15 protein-coding genes, 2 pseudogenes and 1 riboswitch are annotated in these 25,710 nt (G+C 37.8%); of the genes and pseudogenes, 11 read left to right on the plus strand and 6 right to left on the minus strand.

All coding sequences use genetic code 11. The annotated features are described in order from the left end of the window. The first annotated feature begins 102 nt into the window (after positions 1-102). The 4 genes from ESZ39_RS14900 (at position 103) to ESZ39_RS14915 (ending at position 3,804) form a co-directional block, all read left to right on the plus strand. Complete coding sequence (locus tag ESZ39_RS14900; RefSeq protein WP_191321811.1) at positions 103-900, plus strand: SMP-30/gluconolactonase/LRE family protein; 798 nt, start codon at positions 103-105, stop codon at positions 898-900. A 74-nt stretch (positions 901-974) separates the two neighbouring features. Next, positions 975-1,439, plus strand: a complete 465-nt coding sequence (locus ESZ39_RS14905; protein ID WP_191321812.1) for a cupin domain-containing protein — start codon at positions 975-977, stop codon at positions 1,437-1,439. Positions 1,440-1,520: 81 nt separating this feature from the next. Beyond that, complete coding sequence (locus ESZ39_RS14910) at positions 1,521-2,840, plus strand: MFS transporter (RefSeq protein WP_146880724.1); 1,320 nt, start codon at positions 1,521-1,523, stop codon at positions 2,838-2,840. Further along, the gene (locus tag ESZ39_RS14915; protein ID WP_146880725.1) at positions 2,833-3,804 is read left to right on the plus strand and encodes a D-2-hydroxyacid dehydrogenase; all 972 of its coding nucleotides are present in this window, start codon (positions 2,833-2,835) and stop codon (positions 3,802-3,804) included. Before ESZ39_RS14910 ends, ESZ39_RS14915 begins: the two co-directional genes overlap by 8 nt. A gap of 947 nt (positions 3,805-4,751) precedes the next feature. Here ESZ39_RS14915 and ESZ39_RS14920 read toward each other — a convergent pair. Next, entirely contained in the window at positions 4,752-5,777 is a 1,026-nt protein-coding gene (locus tag ESZ39_RS14920) for an IS110 family transposase (protein WP_146880726.1), read from the minus strand. Between the two features lie 149 nt (positions 5,778-5,926). On the opposite strand from ESZ39_RS14920, the pseudogene ESZ39_RS14925 reads away from it, so the two are divergent. From ESZ39_RS14925 to ESZ39_RS14940, 4 genes and pseudogenes are all read left to right on the plus strand, one after another. Beyond that, positions 5,927-7,460 (plus strand): annotated as a pseudogene (locus ESZ39_RS14925) (IS3 family transposase); the annotation flags it as partial. Between the two features lie 201 nt (positions 7,461-7,661). Further along, complete coding sequence (locus ESZ39_RS14930; protein WP_146880727.1) at positions 7,662-8,642, plus strand: transposase; 981 nt, start codon at positions 7,662-7,664, stop codon at positions 8,640-8,642. Between the two features lie 227 nt (positions 8,643-8,869). Further along, positions 8,870-8,983: pseudogene (locus tag ESZ39_RS14935) on the plus strand (carboxymuconolactone decarboxylase family protein); the annotation flags it as partial. Between the two features lie 145 nt (positions 8,984-9,128). Beyond that, a complete protein-coding gene (locus ESZ39_RS14940) occupies positions 9,129-9,599 on the plus strand; it encodes a hypothetical protein (RefSeq protein ID WP_146880728.1) in 471 nt (156 codons plus the stop codon). Between the two features lie 878 nt (positions 9,600-10,477). Here ESZ39_RS14940 and ESZ39_RS14945 read toward each other — a convergent pair. Further along, positions 10,478-11,956: a transposase gene (locus tag ESZ39_RS14945; RefSeq protein WP_191321813.1), complete on the minus strand. Its 1,479-nt coding sequence runs from the start codon at positions 11,954-11,956 to the stop codon at positions 10,478-10,480. Between the two features lie 198 nt (positions 11,957-12,154). Between ESZ39_RS14945 and ESZ39_RS14950 the strand changes: the two genes are divergently transcribed. Continuing rightward, positions 12,155-14,200, plus strand: coding sequence for a putative bifunctional diguanylate cyclase/phosphodiesterase (locus tag ESZ39_RS14950; protein ID WP_146880729.1), 2,046 nt, complete (start codon positions 12,155-12,157; stop codon positions 14,198-14,200). A 425-nt stretch (positions 14,201-14,625) separates the two neighbouring features. Next, a riboswitch (FMN riboswitch) is annotated at positions 14,626-14,803 on the plus strand. A gap of 162 nt (positions 14,804-14,965) precedes the next feature. Next, positions 14,966-15,619, plus strand: coding sequence for a 3,4-dihydroxy-2-butanone-4-phosphate synthase (gene ribB / locus ESZ39_RS14955; protein ID WP_146880730.1), 654 nt, complete (start codon positions 14,966-14,968; stop codon positions 15,617-15,619). Positions 15,620-16,340: 721 nt separating this feature from the next. Here the strand turns inward: ribB and ESZ39_RS14960 are convergent. The 3 genes from ESZ39_RS14960 to ESZ39_RS18415 all read right to left on the minus strand — a co-directional run bounded on the left by ESZ39_RS14960 (position 16,341) and on the right by ESZ39_RS18415 (position 20,871). Further along, positions 16,341-18,134, minus strand: coding sequence for a glycoside hydrolase family 43 protein (locus tag ESZ39_RS14960; protein WP_191321814.1), 1,794 nt, complete (start codon positions 18,132-18,134; stop codon positions 16,341-16,343). A gap of 350 nt (positions 18,135-18,484) precedes the next feature. Next, positions 18,485-20,686 (minus strand): endo-1,4-beta-xylanase, encoded by a 2,202-nt coding sequence (locus ESZ39_RS14970; RefSeq protein WP_223270408.1) that lies wholly within the window; start codon positions 20,684-20,686, stop codon positions 18,485-18,487. A gap of 89 nt (positions 20,687-20,775) precedes the next feature. Then, positions 20,776-20,871 carry a hypothetical protein gene (locus ESZ39_RS18415; protein WP_411266886.1) on the minus strand — a complete coding sequence of 32 codons (96 nt, stop codon included), beginning with the start codon at positions 20,869-20,871 and terminating at the stop codon, positions 20,776-20,778. A gap of 374 nt (positions 20,872-21,245) precedes the next feature. On the opposite strand from ESZ39_RS18415, the gene ESZ39_RS14975 reads away from it, so the two are divergent. Then, positions 21,246-22,304, plus strand: a complete 1,059-nt coding sequence (locus ESZ39_RS14975; RefSeq protein ID WP_146880732.1) for a glycoside hydrolase family 26 protein — start codon at positions 21,246-21,248, stop codon at positions 22,302-22,304. Positions 22,305-22,627: 323 nt separating this feature from the next. Here ESZ39_RS14975 and ESZ39_RS14980 read toward each other — a convergent pair whose 3' ends face one another. Next, a complete protein-coding gene (locus ESZ39_RS14980; RefSeq protein ID WP_146880733.1) occupies positions 22,628-25,201 on the minus strand; it encodes a glycoside hydrolase family 3 protein in 2,574 nt (857 codons plus the stop codon). Positions 25,202-25,710 lie beyond the last annotated feature (509 nt).

The raw sequence follows: 25,710 nt of genomic DNA on the forward strand, positions 1-25,710 counted from the left end.
AGGTAACAACTTGCTTAAAATAGCTTCTTTTCTTTCTGTTGAATAACTAGACATTTATTGTTCGATTACCACTCCCCGATCTAAAAAAATTTAATTTTAGGGGTGACAACTATTCTGACACGGGGGGATAGCTGGCCTGTAAAACAAAACATCACCAGTATAGGTTTTACCACTAACAATAAATTAGTTGGCACTCTTTACGATGGTTTTTACGCGTTAGACATCATTAACGATTCACATACAAAAATAGCCGCGCCAAACATAGATTACACAACCATTCGCTTTAACGACGGTGCTGTTGATACTCATGGTCAATATTGGTCAGGCACCATGCATACTGATGATCCTATGAATAATGCGCTTGGCGCATTATATCGCTTTGATGAGGCTGGAAAATCTAGCTTACAAGATGAAGACTACCACTGTACCAACGGCCCATGTTTTACCAGCGACGGACGGTTCATGTATCACACAGATACACTAATTCGTCAAAAAGTATATCGCTGTGAACTGGGTAAGGATGGCAATCTAATCAGTCGTTCAACCTTCATCCATTTCGATAAAGAAGCTACTTACCCTGATGGAATGTGTTTAGACAAAGACGAAAACCTTTGGGTAGCACTTTGGGGTGGTTGGGGAGTTAACCAATACACGCCAGATGGCACATTACTTCAACACATCAAACTACCCGTTGCACAAGTGACTAAATGTATTTTTGGCGGCGAAAACTTAGATACTTTGTACATCACCACCGCATCTGAATACCTTTCTGATGAAGATAAAGTAAAACAACCTCTAGCTGGCTGTTTGTTTTCATATAAAACCAATACCCAAGGTAAAGCCGAAAATCTATACAAGTCCCCATTCCTGAACTCAGACCACAACAAAGGAGATAAGTAATTAATATCAAAATACCATTATCAAATCGGCTAAACACGCCAATAAAAGCATGGTGTTTAACATTAACCGTTACTTTGGTTTCTGCGTGTTCATCATTAAATATTGCGACAAACACATTAGAAGATGATAGCGCAACAGCTAGCAACAAGAATATTCAATCAGGCATAATCAGTTTCGAAAATACCCATAAAACACCTTACGAAGCGAGTGTTTTTCATACCTATTTTTACGGGGAAACTATAGGTACCAAAGACACCATTGTTGGCTTAGCCGTTATAGAAGCAAATAACGAAATTCATCCACCACATCAACATGCTGAAGAAGAATATTTATACATAGTAGAAGGCTCAGGAGAATGGACTTTAAACGGCGTTAAAACTCCTGCTAAAAAAGGCGATGTATTGTACGTAGCACCTTGGGATGTGCACGGCATATTCAATACTGGCAATGTACCTATGAAATTCTTTATTACCCGAGCAAGTAGTAAAGGTGTCGAGATAAAAGCTCCAATCGATTCATCAGCAGCAGATAAAAAATAACATCAAAGACACATCTAAATCTCTACCTAAAACATAACTCACATACATTATAAAAATAAAAAGTAATAAATAGGAAAAGAAATGAAGTTAACCATAAAAGAAAAATTAGCTTACGGACTTGGAGATACGGGTAGCAATATCGTTTTTCAAGTAGTCATCATTTATATGATGTTTTTTTACACCGATGTTTTCGGTATATCTGCTGCTGCCGCTGGTACATTGATGTTGGTAGTTCGACTATTTGACGCAATTACCGATCCATTAATGGGCGCGTTGGCTGACAGAACAAATTCTCGTTGGGGCCGTTACCGCCCTTACCTTTTATGGATAGCTATTCCTTATGGAGTACTGGCGGTGTTAGCGTTCACCACACCTGATACAAGTGAGGCAAATAAATTAATTTACGCGTATGTTACTTACGCATTAATGATGACGGCTTACACCGCGATTAACATTCCCTATTCGGCACTGGGAGGTATGTTAACGCGAGACACACAAGAGCGAGCATCCGTTCAAGCTTGGCGTTTTGCTATGGCTAAAGTGGGTGGGGTTATGGTTGCGGCTTTAACATTTCCATTAGTTACTTATTTTGGTGAAGGCAATAAACAACTTGGATTTTCGCTAGCCATGGTTGTACTTTCAGTTATTGCAGTTTTATGTTTTGTAGCATGTTTTGCCTTTACTAAAGAACGTGTAGTAGAAGTTGCCAAAAAGGTATCTATTAAGAGTGATATATTAGCCGTTTTACGTAATGACCAATGGTGGATCATGGCTGCGGTGACATTCTTCTTATTAATAACAGTGGCCATGCGTGGTGGTGTTACGCCGTATTATGTTACTTATTATCTTGGCCAAGAATCGCTCGTATCAAGCTTTGTAACAACTAGTATGGTTGGTGGTATATGTGGTGCCTTGTTTACCGGTTGGGCAATCAAAACTATCTGTAAAGTTAAGCTCATGAAATTTGCATGTTTAGGTGTTGCAGCAGCAAACTTTATTCTATTCAATGTGCCGGCGGATATGGTATACGTTGCGTTTATCATTAATTTTATGACTCAATTTTTTCATATGATTTTTATCCCTATATTGTTTTCTACCATTCCTGATACTGCCGATTACGGTAAAGAAAAAAATGGCGCTGGGCCAATGGCAATGGGTATCTCTGGACATTTATTAAGCTTAAAGTTTGGTATTGCTATTGGCGGTGCGTTAACGGGTTGGCTATTAAGTTTTTATGGCTACCAAGCTAATGTTATACAAACTGAGACGGCAAGTAATGGTATCGTGACTATTTTTTCATTAAGCCCTGCAATAGGCGCTTTAATTGCTTTTGGCTTATTGCATTTTTACAAATTAAATCAAGCATGGTATTTAAAAAAAGAAGGTAATATTGATGAGTAAAATAATCATGTGGATTGAAGATCGATTTATGGATACGCAATCCCATAATGCATTGATGGAGTCTGCTGGCAATAACGACGTGTTAATAACGACTGACATCGAAAAAATACACAAGCACGCTAATGAAATAGAGATTGTGCTTGGTGATTTTCCCCGTGAATATTTGTCGCTATTACCTAATTTAAAATGGTTCCAGCAATTTGGTACTGGGGTTGAGTGGTTATTTAACCACCCAGAATTAAAACAACAACCTTTTATCCTTACTAACTGTTCCGATGGCCATCATGATGTAGTAGCGGATCATTTAATGGCGATGTTACTTTCTGTGGTGAGAAATATACCAAGTTATGTAAAAAGCCAAAGTAAAAGTACATGGCAACACACTTCCCTTACAGATTGTAATTCACTATTTCAATTAAGAGGAAAGACAGTATTAGTGATTGGTTTAGGCTCAGTGGGGTTAGCAATAATTAAGCGCCTAAAACCATTTGGGGTTAATATTATAGGTGTACGTAAAAACAAAAATAAAGCCGTCGAAGGTGTTAGTAAAATTTATGGTGTTGACGAATTACATTTAGCGGCTCAACAGGCTGAAATTACTGTTTCTACTTTACCTCGTACGGAGCAAACCACCCACTTATTTGGACGTGATTTTTTTCAGTCAATGAAAAAACCTAGCTTCTTTTTTAATATAGGTAGAGGTAATTCTGTTGATGAAACATCATTAGTTGAAGCGCTTAATTCAGGTATATTGAATGGCGCAGCTATTGATGTTACCGCTGAAGAACCCTTAAATAAAAATGCGTTATTATGGAGCGCTAAAAACTTATTAATAACGCCACATATCGGTGGTACGTATGATGAGGTTATAAATACTTGGCGAAATGTCGCATTAGAAAACTTACGTTTATATATGTCTGGCGATACACTTAGGAACTTAGTTAATAAAAATCAAGGCTATTAAACATTGTATTTTATAACTTGAGTAGCATGTAATTAGCCTACTCAAGTTAAAAATCAATCATCTAATAAGCATACGCGGCAATCATCGGTAGCCAATCTGTAGATCGCAGTAAATAATGATATCTGCGACAGAAAATCAGATTTAGGTGTTCTACTTAATATTCACTAATGCCACTTTGAAGACATTAGCATTTGAAAATTTAAACTGAAAATATTTGTATGTTTTGATCTACAACGGACATGGATGAACAACCACCTTTTGCTAGCAGTTTATCTATAGCGGACGTTATCGATGGATGAAAGAAACTGTCTATTGATAATAACTTTTTGCCAATTACCTGCTAAACCTGACTGAGAACAAAGCCACCATTGCGGTCATTCATTGTTACACTCGTAACGATCACTTTGTGCGCATTGAAGACATTAGCTTTAAAATATTTGCCATATATTTTGTAATGCTTATTTGGGCGTAATAAAAGAACCCCCCTGTGTCACCCATTAGAAAACTCATGTCAAGGGCAAAACAATATCCCTTGATCTTTTAATCAATTATTTTAGCCCGTAAGCTTTATCAATTTGTTTGCTGTTATGCACCTAAAAGTCTCTTAGTGTAGTGTCAATTAATATGCACCAGTCACCCATTTGAATTAAGGCCTTTGTCGTTAGTTATTAAATAGATAACGACTGCCCTTTGCATCTTCTGCCTCAGAAATCATTTAGTGCCGTACTTTGTCCATGCCGTTAAGATGTTAGCTTGTCAGCTAATCACTTTGACAGACTACTGGTTTACACCTTTGGCGTATCCAGACATTAAGGGCTCAAAGCACAGGCATATCAACCTCGAACAAAAAGTTTAAAAAGGGTCAAGAGGATGTTTAATCAGAATTATGGTTATACCAACACAGGGTAAAAACTCAACCTCTTGATTTGAAACTAAAGATTATGTCATCATTTTGAATACCCAAATGCTTTGTTAACATCAAACTCAACTTGATCTCTCATTACGTAATAGCAGGCTCTCGCTAATTTATGGGCAACTGTCTTTCTTGCTATGACGATAGATTTTTTAGCAAGTTTACGTTGATAGTATCGCTTAACGGTATCGTTAAAACGGATCGCAAAATGAGCAGCCTCGATAAAGGCCCAAGCTAAATACTTATTGCCATTTTTTGTATTTGTTTTACTTTTCTTTTTACCGTTACTGTATCTGCCACCATTTACACAGCGGCAATATGACGCGTACTGACCGACTTTATTAAAGCGAGATATATCTCCTGTTTCTAGCATGATAGTAAGTGCTAGGATTAGACCGATCCCATCAATACTGGTTAGCTTTACAAATTTTTCTTTTAACTTTAGTTGTTGTTTTAATACTCTCTCAATCTGTTTGATCTGCTTCGTTAGACACAACAACATGACCAAATTTGCGCTGACGGCTAAACGGACATTTAGATCAGAAAAATCTATCTTGAGCTGATTTTCAGTTAATTGCTTGATCTGATCACTATTTAATTTTTTATTCAAGTGACGAGCATATAGCCCTTGCATTGATAAGAGGTTAAGCGTTTTTTGTTGTACTAACTGAAACCGTTTTCGTAATAAATCACGGATCATTCTCTCTTCTTTTGGGTAGATATATCCTTCGGGCAAAATACCCAGGCGTAACATGTTAGCTAACCAGTTGGCATCACTGTCATCATCACCATGTTTTAACCCAGAATATTGTTGGATAGCTGCTGTATTAGCTAGATGCACCTTAAATCCGGCATCCATTAGCCCGTCAACTAGCCAGTACCAATTGTAGGTTGATTCAACAACCAATCCTTCAAATGCATCATGATAGGGCTCTAAAAGAAGAATGATAGCCTCAATATCATTATTAATACGTTTTTTGAGCACAACATTGGCATTTTCATCCACTAAGTTGAAAACACAATTATTTGAATGTAAGTCTATTCCACCATATAGTTTCATAACTAGCTCCTCATTACAGTGATCATTAAGTTTAGCCTGTAGAGACGAAAAACGTGCCGTTTACACGGATGAGATTTCTATATGATTATCAGGATTGTTGTGGCCTCAGTTATTTTTATAAATAAACAGAGGGCGGTAAGTCAAAGCTAGTGGATTATCAAAGATATTCAAGTCAATTTAAAGAAGCCATATTAAACAAGCTCAGTCAAAGTGGTTTGTCAGTTCGAAAGTTTGCAGCGCAAGAAGGCATAAAGCTCTCAACCCTGTATAGTTGGCAAAAGCAATTTAATACCTCAGGTTTAAACGTGTCAAAAGTAAGTTCGTCAGATAAGTGGTCAAGTGAGGAAAAGTTTGCAGTTGTACTGGAAACCGCCACACTCTCGGCCGTTGAGTTAAGTGGGTATTGTCGAGTGAAAGGGTTGTATCCTGAGCAAGTAGAAGCATGGAAAAAAGCTTGTATTGCCGTTAATACAACAACAAAACCGACAAAAAGAACAAAGATAACGCCTGAGCAAAAGTCTGACAAAAAACGCATTAAGGAATTAGAACGCGAGCTGAGTAGAAAAGAAAAAGCCTTAGCAGAAACAGCCGCATTGCTCATATTAGGAAAAAAGTTCGATGCCTATTGGAAGGAAAAAGAGGACAATTAGTTTCGTTGACCGATAGGCAAAAATATGCACAATTAGTCAGCACCGCCATAGTGTCGGTGCGAGACAAGATAAGGCCTGTGAAGTGATTGGTTTCTCAACAAGAACTTTACAACGTTGGCGAATAGACGGTGAAATTGGCGCAGATAAACGGCCAACAGCAATTAGACCTGAGCCTGGGAATAGGCTGAGTAAAGCGGAAAGGCAAGCAGTTATTGATGTGTGTAACAGCGAAGAATTTGCTTCATTACCGCCAAGTCAAATTGTACCGATACTCGCCGATAGAGGTGAATATATTGCTTCGGAGTCGAGTTTTTACCGTCTGTTAAATGCTGAAAATATGCTGCACCACCGAGGTAAAGCTAAACCGAGAAATATCCATAAAAAGCCCACAAGTTATACGGCTAAAAAAAGGAATGAAGTGTGGAGTTGGGATATCAGCTACATGCCCACATCGGTTATAGGTAAACACTATTACCTCTATATGATAGAAGACATTTACAGCCGTAAAGTAGTGGGTTGGGAAGTTCACCATAACGAAACAGGTGAGCAAGCAGCCGCGCTACTAGAGCGTAGCGTTTGGGCAGAGAAATGCTTGAAGAAAGACGTAGTGTTGCACTCAGATAATGATGCGCCTATGAAGAGCTTAACGATGCGCGCTAAAATGTACGATTTAGGTGTTGTTACCTCACGCAGTCGCCCAAGGGTAAGTAACGATAATCCGTACTCAGAAGCACTGTTTAGAACGGTAAAGTATCATCCACGTTGGCCTAGCGAAGGTTTTAAATCGTTAGATGAAGCCCGAAAATGGGTAAAAGCGTTTGTTTATTGGTACAACAATGAGCATCGCCATAGCAGGATAAAGTTTGTGACACCAAGCCAAAGGCACGATGGTCTTGATGTTGAAATACTCGCGAAACGAAAAGTGTTATATCAGACAAAAAGAAATGAGCATCTACAGCGGTGGTCAAAAGAAGAGCGAAACTGGCAGCCAATAGGCGCTGTGGAGTTAAATCCAGAGCAACACAAAGAAGCTACTAAAGAAGACACCCATTATAAAAAACAGCTAAATGGTACTCTACTCTCTCTCTCTACTCTAAAGAAGACACCCATTATAAAAAACAGCTAAAAAAGCGCTCATGGACTACTCTAAAGAAGACACCCATTATAAAAAACAGCTAAAAAAGCGCTCATGGACTAAGCTTTAAGGTAATCACACAACCACGGATGGTCTGTCATGCCTCAGCCACGTAAAAACCAAATTAGTTTAATTGATACCCCTTATTACCACTGCGTTTCTCGCTGTGTTCGTCGTTCTTTTCTGTGCGGTAAGGATAAATTTACTGGACAGAGTTATGAGCATCGCCGAGGTTGGGTAGAGGAGCGATTGCTATTTTTATCGTCGGTATTTTCTATTGGTATATGTGCCTATGCCGTGATGAGTAATCATACGCATGTGGTGCTGTGTGTGGATAAAGCCTTGGCTCAGAGCTGGTCAATGGAAGAAGTCATAAAACGCTGGCATCAACTTTACCAAGGCACGTTATTAAGCCAAAAGTATCAAAGAGGAGATAAGCTGAGTAAAAGTGAATGTATCAGCTTAGATGAAACAGTGACGATTTATCGCCAGCGTTTATACGACATCAGTTGGTTAATGAGAAACCTCAATGAATACATAGCCCGTGAAGCGAATAAAGAAGATAAATGTACAGGCCGATTCTGGGAAGGACGATTTAAATCTCAAGCACTACTAGATGAACGTGCTGTTTTAGCCTGCATGGCCTATGTAGACTTAAACCCGATTAGAGCCAAGATGGACACCACGCCAGAAACGTCACAACACACCAGTATCAAGCAACGCATTCACTCTCTTATCAAAGGAGAGCAACCCAGAAAACTCATGCCCTTTGTAGGTAATCACAGACAAAATATGCCAAAAGGCATAGCGTACAGCTTGATTGATTACTGTGAATTAGTTGATTGCACTGGTCGATGTATTCGAGAAGACAAAGTAGGCTATATCGAGAATAGCCATAACCCCATTCTAGAGCGTATTGGTCTCAATACAGAGCAATGGTTAACGTTAACCACAGAGTTCGAACAACACTTCAGTACTGCCGTAGGCGGTGAACATATGCTTCAACAATTCAAACATCATACAGACCATCAACGGATACGAGGGATGGCAAAGGCCAGAGCCTTACTTCAGTCCGCTTGAACCAATAAGTATCACACATTTTCAACTCCCCAACACAAAGTGTGCTCAATCCCATTGCCTGAAATTTGAGCTGGGCGACATATTTAACGGGATTCACCTAGTTCAAACCCAAATAAGCTCTATAACCTCATTTTAAAGAGTGAAAAAGAGCAGGTATTACCACATTGTGCTTGTTGATTATGCTGTGATTGGGTACTTTATTAATTTGGGTGTCTTTGTAAATATTACAGTTACTGGAAATCATTTTGGGACTGTCTCAGAAAGTGATTAGCAACTATACAAACCGTATTGCAGAAACTCCTGTTGATTCAGTATTCGAAAAGTTTGCTTGGTCTAAGTAACAAATTATCATTTCGAGTGTTCCTAGCATATGGCAGCACACTATGAAAATTGGCACAGTTACTCTACATATACAAAGAGTAGCTGTTGCCAAAGCTGATTCCTCAGTATTTATTATATTATTTGTCGAGATACAACATTATGAATATGAAAAACACTCTTATTATCGGCGCAATTATCGGCTTTATCGTTGGCGTGTTATTTATTTTTGTACAGCCCCTTTTTGGAATGTCGCCACTGACAGATAGACATGCGGCTGCTTACGTTAAGCTTGGAGATATAAACCCATCAATGGCGATTATTATCGCTTGGTCTGCGCATTTATTGGTATCTACTGCTTACGGTATAACAACAGCTATTGCTTTATTGATTAGCAAAAAGCCTGCTATCTTCGCACTACTCATTGTTGTTTTGGGTTGGTTTACTACCGTAATAGCTGGCCCTGCTAATCAGTTAATCGTTAGAGTAGTCACCAGCAAAAGCTTCCCCTCAATAGATAATTTACCTGCGTTAAACTTTAACCTCGATGCTAAGCTATTGTTGCACTTGATATTCTTTCTTTTTATTGGACTTTTTTTATTAGCTTATAATCGTATCAGTAGTAGCAAAACGGATTAGTCATTTTACAAATAGCAGGATTTCTAAGATTTGATTTAGATGAAACTTTAGTACATTCAAGCAATGATTGGATTGGTCGTATTTGTGATTTTATTACAGAAAATAAGATGGTTTACGTCTGTCCTCAAGCCATTAAGTTAATATTAACTCAATGAAAAATTTAGTATCACATTCTTACTAAAAATCTCCTTCAACATTGCCTTTGCTAACGACCAAAATGTGCTCAATCCGACCAATTCATTTTTGTTATTTTATCCGACAGAGCGGACATTAACATCAATAAGTTTTTGAGCTATTTTTTGTTTTTTAGGTCAACTGTTTAGCCAATAGCCGACATAATATTCTAGCCTTAAAAGGAACGTTTCGACCTAAACAAGCATTGCCGACAGGGCAGGGAAAAACAGGATCACAAAGCACCAGTCGATGACATGGGCGCAAAGACTTAAACGGGTTTTCACAGCAGCGGGGGGCTTGTTTTGAATTATGAAATACGTGAAAACGATTGAGTAATAGACGTAAAACATCCTATTTCACACCCTCAAGGATATAAAAGAGAGGTGAATATGGTAAATATGAGGCATTATGTATCGTTATTTTATGAAAAATGACGTTTTATTTTACTCATACTCTTCTTGATTTGTTTGTTGTTATTTCAACCATGTATTTATTCGCATATATGTACAAAACAGGCAATAACGTTTTATTTTACCTATACTCATAAATGATAAAAGTTCTTACATGATCATTGAAAAAGCAATTTTAGTATTAGTTAAACGATTTGCTTAAGCCTGTGTTTTTGAGGCAGCTATAAAACCGAGCAGTATTATTATAACTCAAGTTTCGGGGGTCACTTTTAGCCAATAAAAGTGAATATCCCCTCATTCTAAGGCCTCTTGCCGCAAAGTGAAATTATCCATTTGCATGACTTGCGTAAAAAAATCGACAACCGTCTGTTTAATTTTGTTTAATACGTCACCTTTTTCAACCGTTGTTAAACTGGCCATTTCATTTAATGCACCCGCAATTAATGCTTTGAATAATCCCCATAGTTTACTGGCAAAGTTCAAGCAACTTAAACTTTCTTCAAAATCATTTCTTACGTCACTAAGCCTTGTCGAGCCTTCTTCTTGTTTGGCAAACAACAGCAAGCAAAACCTTAATCCCGTTAGGTGTATTGAGGCAATATAAGCACTGTAATGGCGGCTTTGCTCTTTTAAAAAACCAAGCTTTTGTTTGGCTTCTTTGAAGTAAACTTCAATCCCCCAACGCAGTGCATAGACCTCAAGTATTTTTTCATCGTCAAGTTGACTATCCGTCGTTAAAAATAGCGCCCAATCATGTTTGCTTGCCTGTTGTTTTTTCTCGTTTACAGAACGAACAAATAATAATTTAACCTTAACCCATTGCGCTGGCTCTTTATCTGAACTGGTGAGATTCAACTCAACAACAATAGACTTACTTTGGTAGGGCACATGATTAACCGTTTGCCAGCACCCTTTGACATGCGCTTTATATAGCGCTTTAGCGGTGAGTAACTTGACCTTACCATCAACAACTAAACGGTATTTCATCTTGTTTTTTTTCATTCTGACAATGCCAACGAGCGAGTGTTCAATGGTCATTCTCAGAATATGCTTAGTCGCAAACCATGCATCTGCTAAAAAGTAATCGGCATGAATACCGCCACGAATAGCGCGGGCTATCATGTCACACACCATTTCTGGTTTGGTTTGCTGCTTTGATTTCTGGTAGCGTTTTGCAGCAATACTGCGACCATCATCAAATTGATAATCTAACGCTTGCTCTTTAACCCGACTGATGAATATTTCATTATCAACAGGAACAAATTGTTCATCATTCGCAACACCGAGCGTCACGATTTGCTGCCCCATCACGCAACGAGCCGTTAAATGGTCAAAGTGACTCGATACACCAGGCATCTTTTTACCACTCCTTGTTTTTACGGTGTCATCAATAACAAAGGCACTGATTTGTTTTTTACTGTTAGCCCTAAGGACTTTTTTAGCGGTCAATAATTGTAGCTTTCGCCAATCTAAATCTTCACGGTTAAGTAAATCATATAACGCATCTTTTTTGGCTGCTGAAAAACTTAATAAAGCATCCCTTGAAAACATGGCAACAGAGTCTACTTTAAGCCAAACCCAGAGCATTAAGAGGTAGGTGACATCACCAACTGGCGTACCTGAGCGCTTAGAAAATTTGGCTTGACGTAACATGACGTTAAAACCAATGCTTTTCCATGTTGAGCTAAAGGTGTTATCTATTTTAAGGTTTGTTTGGCTCAATAAGTCAGCGGTTAATGATGGTAACTTCAAGGTCTTTGTGGCAGAATTCATTCGATGTCTCTTGTGGTTTTTTACGTTGTCTAGTTAACAAGTATTTTACCACAATGAGGCATCAACTTCTTTTAAATCATCAAGTTATTGTAGTTTTTCCGTCTATTTTGAATCCCGAAACTTGAGTTATAATCACGAACGAGCTGAACAAAATTATCGCAAAAGGCGTGTTTCAACTAATTTTTCAGGAACAAATCATTGAATGCTTTTATAGACAGTAAATTAATTTCTACCATACTCATTGCTAGTATTGCTTTGTTGTCTGCTTATTTTCTTGGTTTAATGCGCACAGAATATAACCTCTTAGACCCAGTAAACTACAAACAACTAAAACTCCTAACAATTGGCAACGTGTCTGGCTATATCGAGACAAGTGAGAAAAAAGTGCACTCTAGCTGCATTATGCCTGGGTCGAAGGATGTCGATTTTTGTGGTTCACTTATCGTACTTAGCAATAATGCTACAAAAGGGGCAGACTTCAGCAGGTACGATCAATTAGAGGTTGACCTTAGCCTTAATTCACCTCTCGAAAAACCTGCAATTAAAGTCACTTTTAGAAACTACGCTAAGCGTTACGCACCCAAAAATAAAGCCGATGCAATAAACTATACCAGTATGGTAACCAACAATTTAGGCAACGGACCTAAAACATACCCCTTAAATTATTTTCAAGTGGCGTCGTGGTGGATATTAAGAAATGCTATTTCCATTGAAGACGCGCAGCCTGATCTTTCCAATATTGTACATGTTGAAATATTACATTTTGAAACACAAACTGAAGGCACATATGAGATAACAATCAACACCCTCAAGCTCACAGGAAACTTACTTTCACTGACTGAAATACTTATGATTAATTCATGTCTTTGGATAGCGGCTATTTTCTTATTGATTAGACGACACTCCCGCAATCTCAACAAAATCGCGACAATCGATACCTTAACTAAGTTGGTTAACAGACGCGGCATGCAACAATGGATTGATGCATTAAAAATAGGTGAAAACAAGCCAAAAGTAATAGGATTGCTTTATATTGACATTGACGACTTTAAACAAACTAACGACACATTTGGCCATAAAACCGGTGATGAATTATTAACTGCATTCTGTGTGCACGTATCTGCATGTTTAAAAAGCCTAAGGAGAGCAAAAAATAGTTATATATTTTCACGCATGTCAGGGGATGAATTTGTTGTGCTTTTTAAAGACCTGAACGATTTGGAAGCAAAAGCAACAGTACAAATGGTACTTGATTCCCTTGCTCTGCCTCTGCAATTAAAAGAAGTCAAAATTAAAGTTAATATTAGTGTAGGAATAGCCATCAAGACGATTGTATCCAATAGTGTTGATCAATTATTTGATTGCGCAGACTCTGCCATGTACAAGGCAAAAAAAGGAGGTAAAAACCAATTTTGTTTGTATAGCGACGAGCAACAAAACGATGTAATGGAATATAAGCAGAATACGCAAGCCCTGCGCTTAGCTTTGGAACACGATCAATTTGATTTAAAGTTCATGCCTATTTTTGAAGTTAGTACAAAAAAAGTTAGAAATGTAGAAGTGTTAGTAAGAAGTGACCATGAATTATTGGATAAAATCTCTACATCTGAATTAATAAAAATAGCTGAACGCGCGATGCTCGTGCAAGATCTCGACACATGGGTGTTACGAAACACCTTTATAATGCTTAATGAAAACAGGAACCTGTTAGAAAAATGGGGACTAAAATTTTGCATTAATGTATCTACACTCGATTTCCAGGAACAAAATTTTTGCGATACTGTAAGGCACCTCCTTACTCAATATAATATCCCTCCCAAGTGGATAGAGCTTGAAATTACTGAAACCGCTTTGGCCACAGATATAAGCAAAAACTTAACGGTAATGAATCAAATAAAAGAGATGGGGATTAGTATAGCGCTTGACGATTTTGGTACTGGTTATACCGCTTTAAATCACCTAGTACGTTATCCAGTAGACAAAATAAAAATAGACAAAATATTTATAGATGCACTCGGACATGAAGATGAAGACTCCAAGGTGCTAATAGAAGCGATATTGTCTATTGCACGCTCATATCAATTAGAAGTGAGCGCAGTAGGCGTTGAAACCTCGGATCAATATGACTACTTAATTGAAAACGGATGTCACTTTATTCAAGGTTATTTGTACTCTAAACCGTTGGGTTTGAGTGAACTGTCTAAGCGTCTATGCAACCAAGGTGGGTTTTTCGAGGAACTGTGACAAATTGAAGAAATATCGTGGAAATGGCGCACCCGGCGCGATTCGAACGCGCGACCCTCGACTTCGGAGGGAAAAATAAACTGCCGATAAAAATCGTTTTTAATTGGAGTGAGATGTTATTAAGTCGAGGATGTAAGCGTAAACTATTGTTTTATATTCACAGGACTTATGTAGAGTCTAACTAAATCTGGCAGGCGGTTTAGTGCGCAATCCAGACATTAGCCTTAGATTTTTAGACTTACATTTTCTAATGAACCAGCTACAAACAACTCATATAACAAAGAACGTAAGATCACAGTAAAACCACTGATTTTCCATCAGAGAATAAAAAATTATATTATGATCCACTGATTAAAAATTTTATTGCGTACAAAACTATTTGGAAGTAAACTTCTCAATGCGACAAATTAGTCGCATACATAATGTTTTAATCTCAGGGCGGGGCGAGATTCCCCACCGGCGGTAACTTAACAATAAGTCAGTCCCGATTTATTTTAAGGTAGCCCGCGAGCGCTCTTATTGGTATTTTTTAGCAACAAGAGGTCAGCAGATCTGGTGTAACTCCAGAGCCGACGGTTATAGTCCGGATGAGAGAGTTTAAAACAAGCAGCTCCTTTAATGCTCAGTTTATGCGGTTGCCCGTATTATAACTGACGACTAAAGAAACCGTTTTGTTTACAGAAAATAATTGTTTTTTTCTGTATCTCTTTGCGCCCTGATTCTGGTAACTCAATTTTATTATTGGGAACTAAAGAGGAAATTACCATGAGTCAGTCACTACTTAGTCAATTTGGAACATCCTTTCAAAGGGTCGAATCTGCAATATATGCACTTCAGTCTGGTAAAGGTTTGTTGTTAGTAGACGATGAAGATCGCGAAAACGAAGGCGATCTTATTTTTTCAACCCAACACCTTACTCAGCAACAAATGGCGATGATGATCCGAGAGTGTAGCGGTATTGTTTGTTTAGTTTTAGAGGGAAATGATGTTAAACGGCTGAACTTGCCACAAATGGTATCAGTTAATACTAGTCGTAATAATACAGCTTATACGGTTTCAATTGAAGCCAAACAAGGTGTTACAACAGGCGTATCAGCAGCCGATAGAGTTTGTACGGTTCAAGTTGCGGCCAACCCAGATAGTGTAGCTGATGATCTTAATACACCAGGTCATATATTCCCCTTGCTTGCCGACTCAGGAGGAGTTCTTGCTAGAAGAGGTCATACCGAAGGAACCATCGATTTGATCAAACTTGCCGGATTAAATTCGAAGGGAATTTTATGTGAACTGACTAATGAAGATGGAACCATGGCAAGGTTGCCTGAAATATGCCAATTTGCTATAAAACATGAAATGATAGTTCTGAGCATTGACGATATAGTTAAATACCGTTCTTTAAATCTGAACATTGCCTGTTAGTCATTAATTAGCCACTTGAAACAGTGGCTTTTTATTTTGCTCTATAAAGATAGACTATGGCATTAGTTAGCGTTAAGAGGTGGAATACCAACGACTATAATGAGCTCAGTTCGGACATTAAAATTAATCGCCTGCCAATGTATTCGCTGAAATTATTTTCTTGCTATTTTTGACGTACTTTGTAATTTTCTCACGACTTTTGACTCGTATAACTATAATTTTTTTTCCTAATTCAGCTACAGCACCGAAAAAACCTGTTTAAGAATTCACATCATTTGTGAAGATTTACATACCGTTCATTCAATGGCGGTGACAAATGATGAAATTCCTGAAAACGATGAAATCGCATTTGTTAGAGGTCGTTGGATCGCATTAGTGATAACTTGGATGATAAAGCGAATAAAATAGTACGTTAGTATTCCCCTACCTAGCGTATCCACCATGCCTTCAGCTCATTGTTAAAGACATAGTGCTTATACCAAGTACATTAATTAATTGACCACTTAGGGCAAATTAAAAAACTTAGAGGTAAGACATTGATTGAAGATAATGGTTATTCAGGAGAATAGCTCCTGCATTCTCAAATAAGCTACATCCATGTAGCATCCTTAGAGAAATAAATAACGACACATGTAAAGCTTTTAAAATAGATGCGCGTCAAAATCATCAAGGGCTTTACTTACCTGCTAAGACAGTTCTATTTTTTGTTCGGCTACCAAATCTACAATTCTATTCTTGTGTGAATACCTAAAAAGCTTCCTACAAAGCCACCTGCAACTGAGGTACTTAATATTTTACCGTCGAGATTTTTTGCTAAAGTTATTTTTTCAGCATCGCCTAGTTGATAAGAGAAACTTATATCAGCCTTGTCTCCGTTAATAGTTAAAGTTAATAACTGCCCTGCTTTGTCTTCTTCACTGGCATTAGTATTAACACTAGTATTAATGATCACACTGTTAATTTTAATTGCGCTACCATTTTTAACTTGTTCAATAAATAATTCATAACCTTGATTTACTTTTTTTACCGCAAAATAATAATGATATTTTTCATTTTGAAAAGCAACAATACCCGCAGAAATTCGCTCAGATTTTGGCAACACTAAAGCCGTAGAAGCTTGATAAGTCATGTGTTGTTGGCGACGAGCAATAAACCTGGGTTGCTGTAATGACGCAAGTGTAATCGCGGCAGGTTTAAGGTGAATTTTCCCTGACGCTATCGCATACCAGTCATTATTCACGCTACGCAATAAACTCCAATGAGGGCTTAATTTATGTGTTTCAGCGCTAGAAGAGTCAAAATCATCACGCCAAGTAAAGTTGCCCGTTAAGGCTTCAGTTTGTAATTGAGGTGATTGATTATCAAGAACAATATCAGGCTTGTTTAATTGTTTCGGTATTTCAATACCTTGATCAAGAATCATTGGCCAGTTATCTTGCCAAGTTACCGGTAATAAAAACGTTTCACGACCCGTATTATAATAGGTTTTATCGTACGCACGGGTTGCTAAAAACACTGCCCACCATTGCCCTGTTGCCGTTTGTATTAAATCAGCATGGCCTGCGGTGGTGATGGGATTGTCGCGGTTAATGTTTAAATCACGTTGAGTTAAAATGGGGTTATAAGCATAAGGTTCAAAAGTTTGACTTAAACTTTTTGTTCTAAAAATCACTTCTGAATGATCGTAAGCGGTGCCGCCTTCTGCACACATTAAATAATACCAACCATTAATTTTATAAACATGAGGTGCTTCAATCCAAATAGGTTGTTTGCTTAAATCCGCTCCGCCATTGACGATAACGCGACCTGAATTTTTAACAACTTGTTTGGCTTCCATGTCATATTCCCATTGCCAAATGGCGCGATGTCCTTGATATAAAGGCGCTCCAATAGGTTCACCATTATGGGTAATATAAACCTTGCCGTTATCATCAAAAAATATGTCGGGATCAATACCGGCAATTTCAGGCAACCAATAGGGTTCAGACCACTCACCTGCGGGATCTTCTGCGGTAACAAAAAAATTACCGCCTGAATCAACTGCGGTAGTGATCAAATAAAATAAACCATCATGATAACGAATTGTTGGTGCGTAAATTCCTCTAGAGACTGATAGTCCGCTATGATTAATCTGATTTTTTTGTGTTAACGCATGACCAATAAGCGCCCAATTAACTAAGTCTTTACTGTGTAAAAGTGGCACCCCAGGGGTGTATGAAAAAGAAGAAACCGCCATATAATAATCATCACCTTTACGGGTGATACTGGGATCAGGATAAAATCCTGCCACAATGGGGTTTTGAAATTGACCTTCAGGTAATTTATCAGCAAAAAATACATCATTACCTTGATATTCAAACCAGTCAAATGCGACGGTTTTATCTACCGTAATTTCTTCTCTATCATCATATATTTGACGATTAGAACTTTCTATCGTGCTTTCATCAGAGCAAGAGGATAAATTAACTAATAAAGCAGCACTGAATAATAAAGATAATAGGCACTTTTTTTTCATATAAAGACTCATTTTTTTAAGATAGGGTTAGATAATAAGATAAAAATTTATAACTGTTTCTTCACTTGCATTACCAATCGTTTCTGCAAGGTAGTTTTGATTCCATAACTTTCCACCCCAAAAGTATTTTTTTCATTTCAGAATACCTCCTGAAAAACTCACAAGCTGTAAAAATTTTATTACCTAATACCGCATTGGCTTTATGAATCTTTACCATTTAACGACTAAATTTAGATCTAAAAAAAGAGCTAAAAGATAAATCTATTAGCTCTTTTCATAAATAGTATTTAACCGTAATTAAACATTAAAGTAGAAATAAATCCTTAATGAATAATCATAGTTAATATATATTATTCCACCAATGTTACCGAAATATCATCAACATAAAAATCAACTGTTGTTTCACTTCCTTCAACATAAAGGTTAGCTGAGTTTGCTACCGTTGTTATCGTATGCGTGTAAGTACCTGTTAATTCGACCCAATCACCTGCAGCTACTGTTACAGGAGTAGTCATTTCAAGGTATTCAGTGGTACCGTCACCTTCACCGTGGTTTATTTCTAGCGTTAGCTTCATGCTAGGTGTAACGGTACTAGCATCGTCAGATAACTTAACCCATGCAGAAACGTTATAACTTTCACCAGCTGTGAATAAGCCTACAACACTTTTTGATATACCTTGCCAATTAGCCGTACGTCCAACAACTAAAGCGCTATTATTACCAGCGTGTGCTTCGGTAGTTTCTAACGTTACTGTTGCATCTCCTCGCGGTCCCCATGAACCAATGCCATCTTCAAAATCACCATCAACTATAAGTTCAGCAGGACCCACCGGCTCTTCAACAACAGGCGTAGACGGTGTTATAGAAATATCATCAACATAAAAATCAACTGTTGTTTCACTTCCTTCAACATAAACGTTAGCAGAGTTTGCTACAGTTGTTATCGTATGCATGTAAGTACCTGTTAATTCCACCCAATCACCTGCACTTACTGTTACAGGAGTAGTCATTTCAAGGTATTCAGTGGTACCGTCACCTGCACCGTGGTTTATTTCTAGCGTTAGCTTCATGCTAGGTGTAACTGTACTAGCATCATCAGATAACTTAACCCATGCAGAAACGTTATAAGTTTCACCCGCTGTGAATAAGCCTACTACGCTTTTGGATATACCTTGCCAATTAGCCGTACGTCCTACAACTAAAGCGCTATTATTACCCGTGTGTGCTTCGGTGGTTTCTAAGGTTACTGTTGCATCTCCTCGAGGTCCCCATGAATCGAGATCAGTTTCAAAGTCTGTAGTAAAGAATGGAGGTATTTCTGGAGCAGGAGTAAAATCAGCTTCTTCTAATGCATTAGCAAAACCTTGTAATGCTGGCTTAGGAGTAAAATCATCATTAAACAATAATGGCCATTCTATTGTAGGTGCAGGAAAGCTTTGTAACCAACTATCTCCATCAATGATTCCCCAAACAGTAATACCACCACGTTGATCTTCAGGAACAATGTCTAAATATGCTTGAACAATGTCATGATAATAATCCTTTTGTTCCTCAGCTCTTGCACTTGTTAGGGTAGTAAAATCAGTACCATTTTCATTGTTCATACGAACATCAAGTTCGGTGATTTTCAGTTTGATTTTTGGGCGAATATCTACCACTTTCTGAAATTGAGCCTTGATTGTCGAAATATCAGGGCTATTAACTGAAATATGAGATTGGAAGCCTATGCCATCAATCGATACACCATCAGCTTGCATAGCCTCAACCATATCAATAACAGCGCCTAATTTATCGCTATTCCAAATAAGGTTGTAATCGTTGTAGTATAAATCAGCATCTGGATCTGCAGCTCTTGCTGCTGTAAATGCTAACGGTATAAACTTTTCACCAATATTTTCATACCAAACAGATCCATCTGCGCTATCAGTAGTCGTTTTTGCACCTCGGTATTCTCCATTTTCCATAAAAGCTTCATTAACAACATCCCAGCTAGTAACCGTATCGTTATCACCTGCTTCTTCAAAATGAGTTGCTACTTGTGTTGCATGATCTTCCATCATGGTTATCCATTCAGCTTCATTACCTTCGAAATTTTGCATCCAATTTGCTATTTGTGAATGCCAAACTAAAACATGACCATGTACCGTTAGTGAGCTATCTTTAGCATATTGAACAAGTGCATCAGCATCAGCATAGAAAAATGTTCCTTGCTCTGGTTGCAAAGAGGTTTGCTTCATAATATTTTCAGCAGATAACTGATTAAAATATTGTTGAATAACAGTTTTAGATTCAGGTGAGTTTATTATACTGTTAGAATTACCACCAGCAGGAACAGCTACACCAATGTTTAAACCAGGTGCTAATGCTTTTAGGCTAGTAGCCGTAACTACAGAGAATTCTTCTTGAACTTCAGGCGCTGGAGCTTCAGTCTCTGGAATTACAGATACATTATCTGGAAATTCTACTTCTTTTGGATGATCCTCTATCCCACATGCTGTCAATAGTGACATGATTGTCGCTACACTTGCCGATCGAATTAATAATTTTTTCATTTTACTTTTCCCCTTAAGTTAAAAAGAAAATGAGTCGTTAAATACGAAAATCCATTTAGTTGACTTCATTTTAATGTACGTTTTTATTTTTATGATGTTAATTGTAGTAACACTTTTTTAAATCGAAAATAATTACCAATCCCTTCAATTACCTTCCTATCGTATGTTTTACTAGCGTTGAGCAATAATGTAATGGTGTGTTATTTTTAAACAAATACTCACATGCTAATTAATTAAGGTTAGAACTCAAACCCTAATTGTATTAATGACCATTAGTATAATCATGAACAAGTAAAATATTCAATAACTTTTAACGTGTTTTTTCATAGCAATATAAGTACCTGAAAAAAAAGTAAAAATTATTTTTTTAGATCTTGATTACTACTTGGATTATTATATTTGTATAAATATTGACTTATTTTTAGGAAAAAATATAAAGCCCACCACCATTACGACAATAAAATGTTAGCGCTAACAGTTGAATCGATATAATATAATGGATTAAGAAAAGTAAAATATTGTATCGATAACGTTATCAAACTACAGGGTGATAAATTTTATGACAACGACTAGAAAACCTTTTTTATATTGTTTAATTATTTCATTATTTTTTACAAAATTTGCACTCGCTGAACAAAAACGCGCTAAGTTTGAACCTGATAATGGCAGTGTCTTAGTATTTATCGGTCAAGATAATGTAGCTGTTGGTGGAACAAAAAAATGGCATAACGGCTACGTCGACAATATAGGCATTCCTGCTGGCATTACCCACTATGTCTATTTTGCTGAAGACATTAAAAATAACTTTGGCTTTGATTTAAATAAAGGCACTGTTGATGGATTAAACAAAGAGACAACTTGGGGAGCTGGCCCCATGTGTATGGAATGTTATTTACAGTCAGAAAAATTAAAAGACATTGTCATACATTTATCAATTTCGATGGAATTTGGCTCAGAAGATAAAATAGCCTCTGGTGAATTTGATCATTTAATTGTTGAACTGGCCGAATTTTTAGAGCGTTACCAAGATGTGCCTTTTTTTATTAGAATTGGTTACGAGTTTGATGGAGCGTGGAATGACTACGACGCGCCAAATTTCAAACTAGCTTGGCGTCGAATTATAGATGCTTTGAATGAAAAAAAACTGAATAATTTTGCAACCGTATTTGCTAGTTCTAGTCCATATCTCAAGATGAATAAGTGGTTAGAATATTGGCCTGGTGATGAATATGTAGATTGGATTGGTTATTCATATTGGGCAAATAGCATTGCACCTCAAATATCACTTGAATTGGCGCGCAACAAAAACAAACCTATTTTTATTGCTGAAACAACTCCGCGTGGATTTTGGTTAAATAAAACGAAAAATAATTTAATTTGGTCTGATTGGTTCCAAATCTTATTCGATCATATAGAAGCTAATAGTGATGTTATTAAAGCGGTTTCTTATATCAATACTGATTGGGATGCTCAACCTATGTGGGATGGCTGGGGCGATTCACGTATAGAAACGAACCCTGAGTTAAAGGAACGTTGGTTAGAAAAAATGGCTGAAAAACAATATATTCATCATACGAAAGGTACTTATGATTTGATAGGTTTTACGCCAAAACAATAAAAAATACATGGCGAGCTAGCAGGGACTGCTGGGGAGCTTAACGTGAAATTGATATTCACTTATACTCACTGTTCATACGCTCTTGCTACTAGGGTGGGAATTATTAGCTTTGTTGGCCTCGAAGTTCCATATTTCATGCTTAGAATAATCAGATATGTCATTTCATCCAATAACTACCTAAACCAAAAGCCAGTTTGTAAAACTAAAACTCAAGAAAAATTGACCTGTCGTATAGAACAGGTTTTTAGTTTATTTTACACTACTCACTCATTCAGGATAATACGTTCCAAAAGGCCACAATGATGTGGCCTTTGAATTATGAGCTATGGGCAGCTGACAGTTATAGATTCTGGCTTTTCAGTAATGTACCTAATATTAGCTATACGTAGCGTAGCTTGTGCATCTGATGTTAATGAAAATGGTACTGCCACACGTTCAAAATCGACACCTTTTTTAGCAAAACATAACAAATCAATGGATATTGTCGCCCACTCTTTACTCTCAACCGTCGGTAAATAGGGGGTCAATGGTATATCTCCGCAGTAACCACCAGTTGCGTTACAGCTAAGTGCTATATTTACATCACCTAAAGGCGAGGCTATTGTGCGTACGTCAAACTGCAGGAAACCATCTTGACCAAGGTATCTCATCAAGTCGTGGTCGTATGTTTTTGAGCTAATACCCAAGGTGGCTTTTGCAGTGCCTGACCAATGAAACTCTTGAGAGTCACCTTGAACAGTCTTGTCAGCTTCCATTATTGAAGCAACATCGGTTTCTGTACGAGATGAATTTAGGTATTGAATCGAATTTTTATCGTCCATCATTAACTGCCATGGCTCTGTTATTTTTCCTGCCAGTACGTCATATGGCGCTTCTAAGTCGAGTTGAATAACATTGTCATTTACTGTATCGAGTACAGCTAATTCAACGGTGTCGGTATAACGTAAACCATAACCGTAGGCAAACAATGGGTCATAATCTTGATCTCCGACATTCAAAATATTTTGTGACGCTTTTTTAGGCCAACTAAAGCTTAGTGTTCCTGTAAAATCATGTTGAATAACACCAGCTTTATCACTAAATAAAACATCAGCAACCGCCTTACCTTCAGAACCAGGAAGCCACGCAGCAACAAAAGCATCAGCGGCGTTGATCTCTCTATTTACCCAAAGAGGTCGCCCGCTTAAAAATACGGCGACAACAGGAATACCATCGGCTTTTAGTTTTTCTAATAATTTGGCGTCTTTGTCAGAATACGGAGAATAGGCTAGCGTTTTGACATCACCAAACCATTCTGCATAAGGTTTTTCACCAAAGACAACAATTGCTGCATCGGGCTTCGACTTGTATTCACCATTAATAGAATACTCTAGACTACCATCTGCTGCTTCTACGGTAGTTCGTATGCCATCTAAAATCGTTGATGCGCCAACAAAATCGTCTTTAATAACTTCAGTACCTTGCCAACTTATTGTCCAGCCTCCTGCTTGTTTAGCCATATTGTCGGCACCGTCTCCAGCGACTAAAACATGTTGATTCGGATTTAATGGTAGTGTGCTCTTATTGTTTTTAAGTAACACCAGAGACTCTCTTACCGCTTGGCGAGCAATTTCTCGGTGAGATTCAGCCCCCATCAGTTCACTTTTCCCTGCATATGGACGTGAACTAGGACGTCCTTTTTCAAATAAACCAGAGCGAATTTTAACGCGTAAAATTCGGCTAACGGCATCATCGATACGGGACAGTGGAATAGCGCCAGAATTTACATCAGCAATGGTATTCTCAATAAAGGCTTTATAGTCTTCTACCACCATAAATAGATCAATACCGGCGTTAACCGCTTGCGCACAACTGTCAGCAGTACAACCTTTTACGTTGGCATGAGCATTCCAATCTCCAACCACAAAACCATCAAACCCCAGTTTTCCTTTTAGTACGTCAGTGATAAGATATTTGTGACCGTGTAGTTTTTCACCGTACCAGCCATTGTGACTGACCATAATTGACTGAATACCAGCTTCTAGCGATGGAAAGTAAGCCGCCGCTTGCAATCGGATGAGATCTTTTTCGCTTAGTATATTATCGCCTTGATCGATGCCATTGTTGGTGCCGCCATCCCCAACCCAGTGCTTGGCCGTAGCATATACATGGTGCTCATCAAGAAAAGAATCTTTACCCGGTATACCTTGAACACCTTCGGTCATTGCTTTTGCATACTCTGCAACAATGCTTGAATCTTCTGAATAACCTTCATAGGCTCTTCCCCAGCGATCGTCACGCACGACGGCTAACGTAGGAGCAAATGTCCAATCAATACCAGTGACCAATACTTCTAAGGCGGTAACCTTACCTATTTTATTGAGCAACGCCGGATTGTTCGCAGCACCAAGACCAATGTTGTGTGGAAATATTGTGGCGCTTCCGAACTTATTATTACCATGAACGGCATCGATGCCATAAGTCATAGGAATTGCTAAACCGCCGTCAGAAGTATCCATAGAGGCATCATAAAGAACATCCATATAATTTACCCATTCTTGAACAGTCGCATGACGCTTACCATGTAAAAAAGTTCCCCCACCGTTTAAAACTGAACCAAGGTGATATTTTTTAACTTCTTCTGGGGTCACCCAGGTAATTTCAGCCTGGGTCATTTGTCCGACTTTTTGAGCTAATGTCATTTTAGCAAGCAGATCTTTAACACGCTGATCTACTTCTAAGCTTTTGGTAGCGGGTTGATTTAGCGTTGGCCATAGGGTGATATCATGGGCAGCACGGGTATAATCTTTCGGTTTTAAGTCAACGTCTTTGTTCGAGCACGCAGATAAAACAACGATGAATAGTGCTGCGCAATAATATGAAATAGAATTTCGGGACAGGCAAGTGTTTATTTTCATTATCTAGTTTCCTTTGTAAATCGTATAACTCTTACAATATGAAAATAAATAGCCGAGTTAAAATTCTGCTATTTATGCACGTATTTATAAAGTATTTTTGTAACACTACTTATATTACAGCCCGCTATATTGTACTTGCCATCATCGCAGAGGTAAGAATATAAATAGATATTAATCGTTTTTTTGTCATGATAAAAAGCACACCATTGTTATTATGAATATAATGCTAACTTACCAATAGTATTGAATTAAAACGACTAAATACGCGATTACCATAAAGTTTGAACGTTCAACTTTTTGCATTCTTGGATTCAAATAGTAAGTGCATAACTTGAATAGGTAGAAAAAGTGGTCAGCTGAATATATGCTTATCGCTTTTTCTCCAGCAAGAGATGCAACAATGAAAACATATGAACAGCTGACCTATGAACAACGATGCCAGATTTTTGCTTTAAATAAAACAGGCATAAGCCAAAATAAAATGGCAAAGCAACTCAGTATTAGTCAGT

Origin of the sequence: Colwellia sp. C1TZA3 (assembly GCF_007954265.1) — a bacterium.
In the GTDB taxonomy this organism is placed as follows: Bacteria; Pseudomonadota; Gammaproteobacteria; order Enterobacterales; family Alteromonadaceae; genus Cognaticolwellia.